The 6,745-nt window shown below is 73.7% G+C and carries 7 protein-coding genes and 2 pseudogenes; 7 read left to right on the top strand and 2 right to left on the bottom strand.

Going from position 1 to position 6,745, the window contains the following annotated elements; translation table 11 throughout:
• From AC2W7G_RS06855 to AC2W7G_RS06880, 6 genes and pseudogenes are all read left to right on the top strand, one after another.
• Positions 1-837, top strand: an 837-nt coding sequence (locus tag AC2W7G_RS06855) for an NAD(P)/FAD-dependent oxidoreductase (protein WP_485867776.1), incomplete at its 5' end; no start/stop codon positions are given.
• Positions 838-920: 83 nt separating this feature from the next.
• Complete coding sequence (gene gatC / locus AC2W7G_RS06860) at positions 921-1,223, top strand: Asp-tRNA(Asn)/Glu-tRNA(Gln) amidotransferase subunit GatC (RefSeq protein ID WP_485867777.1); 303 nt, start codon at positions 921-923, stop codon at positions 1,221-1,223.
• Positions 1,223-2,732: pseudogene (gatA, locus tag AC2W7G_RS06865) on the top strand (Asp-tRNA(Asn)/Glu-tRNA(Gln) amidotransferase subunit GatA). The gene gatC and the pseudogene gatA overlap by 1 nt, the downstream one beginning before the upstream one ends.
• Complete coding sequence (gene gatB / locus AC2W7G_RS06870) at positions 2,729-4,222, top strand: Asp-tRNA(Asn)/Glu-tRNA(Gln) amidotransferase subunit GatB (protein WP_485867778.1); 1,494 nt, start codon at positions 2,729-2,731, stop codon at positions 4,220-4,222. Before gatA ends, gatB begins: the two are co-directional and overlap by 4 nt.
• A 44-nt stretch (positions 4,223-4,266) precedes the next feature.
• Complete coding sequence (locus AC2W7G_RS06875) at positions 4,267-5,244, top strand: GGDEF domain-containing protein (RefSeq protein ID WP_485867779.1); 978 nt, start codon at positions 4,267-4,269, stop codon at positions 5,242-5,244.
• Positions 5,245-5,274: 30 nt separating this feature from the next.
• Positions 5,275-5,547, top strand: a complete 273-nt coding sequence (locus AC2W7G_RS06880) for a DUF1540 domain-containing protein (protein ID WP_485867780.1) — start codon at positions 5,275-5,277, stop codon at positions 5,545-5,547.
• Positions 5,548-5,568: 21 nt separating this feature from the next.
• Here AC2W7G_RS06880 and AC2W7G_RS06885 read toward each other — a convergent pair whose 3' ends face one another.
• Together AC2W7G_RS06885 and AC2W7G_RS06890 are read right to left on the bottom strand one after the other, a co-directional pair.
• Complete coding sequence (locus AC2W7G_RS06885) at positions 5,569-6,123, bottom strand: hypothetical protein (RefSeq protein WP_485867781.1); 555 nt, start codon at positions 6,121-6,123, stop codon at positions 5,569-5,571.
• Entirely contained in the window at positions 6,060-6,437 is a 378-nt protein-coding gene (locus AC2W7G_RS06890) for a hypothetical protein (RefSeq protein ID WP_485867782.1), read from the bottom strand. The genes AC2W7G_RS06885 and AC2W7G_RS06890 overlap by 64 nt, the downstream gene beginning before the upstream one ends.
• Before the next feature lie 79 nt (positions 6,438-6,516).
• On the opposite strand from AC2W7G_RS06890, the pseudogene AC2W7G_RS06895 reads away from it, so the two are divergent.
• Positions 6,517-6,745: pseudogene (locus AC2W7G_RS06895) on the top strand (SatD family protein); the annotation flags it as partial.

Here is a 6,745-nt window from a genome sequence, read left to right on the forward strand (position 1 = left end):
CGCCGCGTGCTCGTCGTCGACGCCGGCGCCCCGCGCAACCGCTACGCCTCCCACGTCCACGGGTTCCTGACCCGCGACGGCATCCCGCCGGACGAGCTGCTGGACCTGGCCCGCGACGAGGTCGCCGGGTACGGCGTGGAGCTGCGCTCGGGCACCGTCGACGGGCTCGAGCGCGACGGCGACGCGCTCCTCGTGCAGGTCGACGGACGCACCTGCGTCCGCGCGCGCCGCGTGATCGCCGCGATCGGCACCGACGACTCCCTGCCCGACGTCCCCGGGCTCGCGGACGGCTGGGGCCTGGACGTGCTGCACTGCCCCTACTGTCACGGCCAGGAGGTCAAGGGGCGCCGGGTCGCGGTGCTGGCCACGCACCCGAACGCCGCCCACCAGGTCCGGCTCGTGCGCCAGTGGACCGACGACCTGGTGCTCCTGGTCAACGACGTCGCCGAGCTCGACGACGAGGCGCGCGCGGCCCTGGCCGACCGCGACGTCCGGCTGGCCGAGGGCGCGCTGCAGCGGGTCGAGCGTGACGAGGACGGCCCGTTGCGCCTCCACCTCGACGGCGGCGACGTCGTCGAGGTCGACGCCCTGTTCACGGTCCCGGCGATGCGCCCGGCGCACTCGCTGCTGGAGAAGCTCGGCGTGACGGTCGACGAGACCCCGATGGGACCGGCGATCGAGACCGGCGACCACGGACGCACCAACGTCGACGGCGTGTGGGCGGTGGGCAACGTGACCGACCCGACGGCCCAGGTCGTGACCGCCGCGAGCCACGGCGCGCTGGCCGGGATGGACGTCAACGCCGACCTCGTCGACGAGGACTTCGCGCGCGGCTGACCCGGTCCCGACGCCGTCCGGGCGCCGGGGGAGCGACCACTAGGATGGACGCGCAACCCGCCCGCACCCTGCGAAGGAACCGCATGTCCGAACCCCGGATCTCGCGCGACGACGTCGCGCACCTGGCCGGTCTGGCCCGCATCGACCTCAGCGAGGCCGAGCTCGACCGCCTGGGCGACGAGCTGCCCTCCATCCTGGGCTACGTCGCCGAGGTGCAGGCCGTGGCCGGCGACGACGTCGAGGCCATGAGCCACCCGATCCCGGTGCGCAACGTCTTCCGCCCCGACGTCCCGACGCCGAGCCTGTCGCCCGCCGACGCGCTCGCCGGGGCGCCCGCCTCCGAGGACGACAAGTTCCTCGTGCCCCAGATCCTCGGGGAGGACTGATGACCGACCTGACCCGCCTCAGCGCCGCCGACCTCGCGGCGCGCCTGGCCGCCGGCGACGTGACCGCCGTCGAGACCACGCAGGCCCACCTGGACCGCATCGGCGCCGTCGACGGCGCCGTGAACGCCTTCCTGCACGTCGACGCCGAGGGGCGCGCTCGCCCAGGCCGCCGACGTCGACGCGCGCCGCGCCGCGGGGGAGCAGCTCGGCGCGCTCGCCGGTGTCCCGATCGCGGTCAAGGACGTCATCGCCACCCGGGGGGTTCCGACGACCGCCGGCTCGAAGATCCTCGAGGGCTGGATCCCGCCCTACGACGCGACGGTCACCGAGCGGCTCAAGGCCGCCGGCCTGCCCATCCTGGGCAAGACCAACATGGACGAGTTCGCGATGGGCTCCTCGACCGAGCACTCGGCGTACGGGCCCACGCACAACCCGTGGGACCTCGACCGCATCCCTGGCGGCTCGGGCGGCGGCTCGGCCGCGGCCGTCGCCGCCTTCGAGGCCCCGCTGGCCGTCGGCACCGACACCGGCGGCTCGATCCGCCAGCCCGGCGCCGTCACCGGCACGGTCGGCGTGAAGCCCACCTACGGCGCGATCAGCCGCTACGGCCTCATCGCCATGGCCTCCAGCCTCGACCAGGCCGGACCGGTCACCCGCACCGTGCTCGACGCCGCGCTGCTGCACGACGTCATGGCCGGCCACGACCCGCGCGACTCCACGTCGATCAACGGCGAGTACCCCGACGTCGTGGCCGCGGCCCGCCGCGCCGACGTCGACGGGCTGCGGGTCGGCATCGTCACCGAGCTGGGCGGCGAGGGCTTCCAGCCCGGCGTGCGCGCCCGGTTCGAGGAGTCCGTCGAGCTGCTGACCAAGGCCGGTGCCGAGGTCGTCGAGGTCTCGCTGCCGAGCGTCAAGCAGGCGCTGGCCGCGTACTACCTGGTCATGCCGAGCGAGGCGTCCAGCAACCTGGCCCGCTTCGACGCGATGCGCTACGGCCTGCGCGTCACGCCCGACGGCGCGACCCCGAGCGCGGAGGCGGTCATGGCCGCCACCCGCGACGCCGGCTTCGGCGACGAGGTGAAGCGCCGCATCATCCTGGGCACGTACGCGCTGTCCAGCGGCTACTACGACGCCTACTACGGCTCGGCGCAGAAGGTCCGCACCCTGCTGGCGCGCGACTTCGCCGCCGCGTTCGAGCAGGTGGACGTCCTGGCCTCGCCGACCTCGCCCACCACGGCGTACCGGCTCGGCGAGAAGCTCGACGACCCGCTGGCGATGTACCTGGGCGACGTGGCCACGATCCCGGCCAACCTGGTCGGCATCCCGGGCATCTCGATCCCCAACGGCCTGGCCGACGAGGACGGGCTGCCGTCCGGCTTCCAGCTGCTCGCGCCGGCCCACGCCGACGACCGGCTGTACAACGCCGCCGCCGCGCTCGAGCGCCTGCTCGAGCAGCAGTGGGGCGGCCCCATCCTTGCGAAGGCTCCCGAGCTGGAGGTGGCTCCGTGACCGAGACGCTCGTGCCCGTCGACGAGGCGCTCGACCGCTACGACCCGGTGATGGGCCTGGAGGTCCACGTCGAGCTCAACACCGCGACCAAGATGTTCTGCGGCTGCTCGACGACCTTCGGCGCCCCGCCGAACACGCAGGTCTGCCCGGTGTGCCTCGCACTGCCCGGCGCCCTGCCGGTCGTCAACGAGAAGGCCGTCGAGTCGGCCATCCGCATCGGCCTGGCGCTCAACTGCCAGATCGCCGAGCTCTCGCGCTTCGCCCGGAAGAACTACTTCTACCCGGACATGCCGAAGAACTTCCAGACGTCGCAGTACGACGAGCCGATCGCCTTCGACGGCTACCTGGACGTCGAGGTCGACGGCGAGACGTACCGCATCGAGATCGAGCGCGCGCACATGGAGGAGGACACCGGCAAGGCCACCCACGTGGGCGGCTCGACCGGACGCATCCACGGCGCCCAGCACTCGCTCATCGACTACAACCGCGCCGGCATCCCGCTGATCGAGATCGTCACCCGCACGATCGAGGTGCCCGGCGACAAGGCGGCCGCGGTCGCCCGCGCCTACGTCTCGACGCTGCGCGACCTCGTGGGCGGCCTCGGCGTCTCCGACGTCCGCATGGACCAGGGCTCGCTGCGCGCCGACGTCAACCTCTCGCTCAAGCCGAAGGGCTCGGACGTCCTGGGCACGCGCTCGGAGACCAAGAACGTCAACTCCTTCCGTTCGGTCGAGCGCGCGGTGAAGTTCGAGATCTCGCGCCACGCGGGCATCCTGGACGCCGGCGGCTCGGTGCTGCAGGAGACGCGCCACTTCCACGAGGACACCGGCACGACGTCCTCGGGCCGCGAGAAGTCCGACGCCGACGACTACCGCTACTTCCCCGAGCCGGACCTCGCCCCGGTCGCGCCGTCGCGCGAGTGGGTCGAGGAGCTGCGGGCCACGCTGCCCGAGCCTCCGGCCGCGCGTCGCGCCCGCCTGCAGGCCGAGTGGGGCTTCAGCGACCTCGACATGCGCGACACCGTCGGGGCCGGCGCGCTCGAGCTGGTCGTGGCCACGATCGAGGCCGGCACCACCCCGCAGGCGGCGAAGAAGTGGTGGCTGGGCGAGCTCGCCCGCCGCGCCAACGAGACCGGCGTCGACCTGGACGCCCTGCCCATCACGCCGCAGGTCGTGGCGCAGATCCAGGGGCTCATCGACGCCGGCCGGGTGAACGACAAGCTCGCCCGTCAGGTGTTCGACGGCGTCCTGGCGGGGGAGGGGACGCCGGAGGAGGTCGTCACCGCCCGCGGGCTGGAGGTCGTCTCGGACGAGGGTGCGCTCGGCGCCGCCGTCGACCAGGCGATCGCCGACAACCCGGACGTGGCCCAGAAGATCCGCGACGGCAAGGTCGCCGCGGCCGGCGCGCTCATCGGTGCGGTCATGAAGCAGATGCGGGGGCAGGCGGACGCGGCACGGGTGAGGGAGCTCGTGCTCGAGAAGCTCGGCTAGCCGCGGTGCCGTCCTTCGGCCCGGCGGCCCGGATGGAGGCGTCCGTGCGGGCCTGGCACCTGCGCGGGTTCCTGGCCAGCGTCCCCGCCACGTTGATGGTGGTGCTGGGGATCGTCGCGTCGGCACGACGCGACGTCCGCGGCGTGCTGGCAGCACCGGTGCTGCCGGTCGCGGCCGGGGCGGCCTGGCTCGTCCTGCGCCGGCTGGGCCTGGCCACGCGCCAGCGCTCGCTGCTGATCTGGCCGGCCGCGGTGCTCCTGCTGATGGTCGTGCTCAACCTGACCACCCCTGTCGCGGCGGTCAACCTGCTCGGGCTGTTCGTGCTCGCGTTCCTCTACATCGGGCTGAGCCAGCCCCCGGGCACGGCGTGGTGGTGCGTCCTGCTCGTGCTGCCGGCGTACGTGTGGATCATCGGCGTCGACCAGGACGCGGTCCTCGTCCGGACCCCGCTCGCGGTGCTCATCTGGATCTTCGTGTGCGAGCTGCCGGCACGACTGCTCGCGGCGTTGCGCCAGCAGGCGGAGGCGCTGGCCCGGAGCGCGGCGACCGACCCGCTGACCGGCCTGGCCAACCGTGCCCACCTGGACGGCACGCTGGACGTCCTGGGTCCGCAGGACGCCCTCGTCCTCGTCGACCTGGACCACTTCAAGCGGTTCAACGACGCGTACGGCCACCTGGCCGGGGACGACCTGCTGCGCGACTTCGCCGACGCGCTGCAGGCCGCGGCCCGGGCCACCGACATGGTCGTCCGCTACGGCGGCGAGGAGTTCCTCGTCGTCATGCCGCGCACCACGACCGCCGAGGCGGTCGCCGTGCTCGAGCGCTTCGCGCCGGCCTGGCACGAGGCTGGTCCCGGCGTCACGTTCAGCGCCGGGGTCGCTGCGGCGGGGGACGGCGCGCTGCAGGAGGCCGACGACCGGCTCTACCGGGCCAAGGCCGCCGGTCGAGCACGGGTCGTGGCCGACGACGGGGTGGATCCGGGCGCGGCTGAGGCTTCCCTTCCCCGGGGGACCGGGGCCTAGCCTGGGGAAAAGCCGTCCCAGGAGGTCACCATGACCGCGACGTTGCCCGAGGTCCACCAGTGCGAGGTCGCTGGCTGCTCCTACAACCACGACACCGAGTGCCACGCCGGCGCGATCACCGTCAGCGCGGCTCGGACGCCGCCTGCGGCACCTTCATCGCGCTCGACGTGCACGGCGGGCTGTCGAAGTCGCTCGCCAAGGTCGGTGCGTGCCACCGCGCCGACTGCACGCACAACCACGACCTGGAGTGCGGCGCGGAGTCGATCCGGGTGGGCCCGGGGGCCGACGCCGCCGACTGCCTGACCTACGCGCCGGCGTCCTGAGCTACCGCGCGACCCACTGCTCGATCGCGTCGAGCAGCCGCTCCTCGCCGCCCTCGCTCTGCGGCAGGAACAGGCTCGGCTCGGTCAGCTCGACCTCGAGCACCAGCGGCTGGCCGTCGGGGGCCGTCACCAGGTCGATGCGGGCGTAGAGCAGCGCCAGGTCGTCGCCGAGCACGCGGCGGAGCGCGGCATGCGTGTCGGAGGCCACCTCCAGCTGGGCGGCCGTCGGCGCGCGCGGGGTGATGTCGCCGCGACTGTCCCGATCGTCGTTGACGCCCTCGCCGCGCTCGAGCAGCGGCGCCTTGCGGATGGCGTGCGAGAAGTGCCCGCCCAGGAACAGCGTCGCCGTCTCGCCCTCGGTGTCCACCGACGGCACGTAGCGCTGGGTCATGGACGTGCGTCCGGCGGCGACGAGCTGCTCGCTGTGCCGGTGGACGTCGGCGGGGTCGCTCCAGCGCGCGGTGTCGCGCGAGCCGGCCGAGACCGACGGCTTCACCACCCACTCGGCGTCCGGCTCGCCCTCGCCGGGCAGCGCGTCGCCGCGCGGACGTCCCACAGCGTCTCCACCACGGGCACCCCGGCGTCCTGCAGGTCGCGCAGGTAGGTCTTGTCGGTGTTCCAGCGCACGACCGCGGCCGGGTTCGCCAGGTTCGGCACCGCGTCGGCCCAGGCGAGGAACTCCTCGCGCCGCGTCGTGTAGTCCCAGCACGACCGGACGACCACGAGGTCGAAGCCGTCCCAGTCGACGGCGGGGTCGTCCCACCGGACGGTGCGCACGTCCAGGCCCCGGCGGCGGGCGGCGGCGTGGACGAGCGGCAGGTCCGGGTCGATCTCGTCGAACGGACGGGCGGAGGCCAGGGCGATGGTCACGCCAGCACTGTAGGCCCCGGACGACGGCGGCGTCACGTCTGGGCTTATATCCGGCGCAGTTAAGCGTTATGCTTCATTCATGTCGTCTTCAGTGGTGGCCTGCATCGTCGACCTCGTCGGGTCGCGGCGCCAGCCCGACCGGCGCGCCGCCCAACGGGCGCTCGACGGGGCGCTCGAGCGCGTCAACGCGCTCGCGCCCGGCCTCGAGCCGCTCGCCCCCACGGTCGGCGACGAGTGCCAGGGCGTCTACCCCGATCTGGCGTCCGCCCTGCGCGCCGGCCTGCTCCTGCGGCTGGCCCTGCCGGGCG

The sequence above is a fragment of the Aeromicrobium sp. PFPM2_SD2 genome, assembly GCF_057364525.1.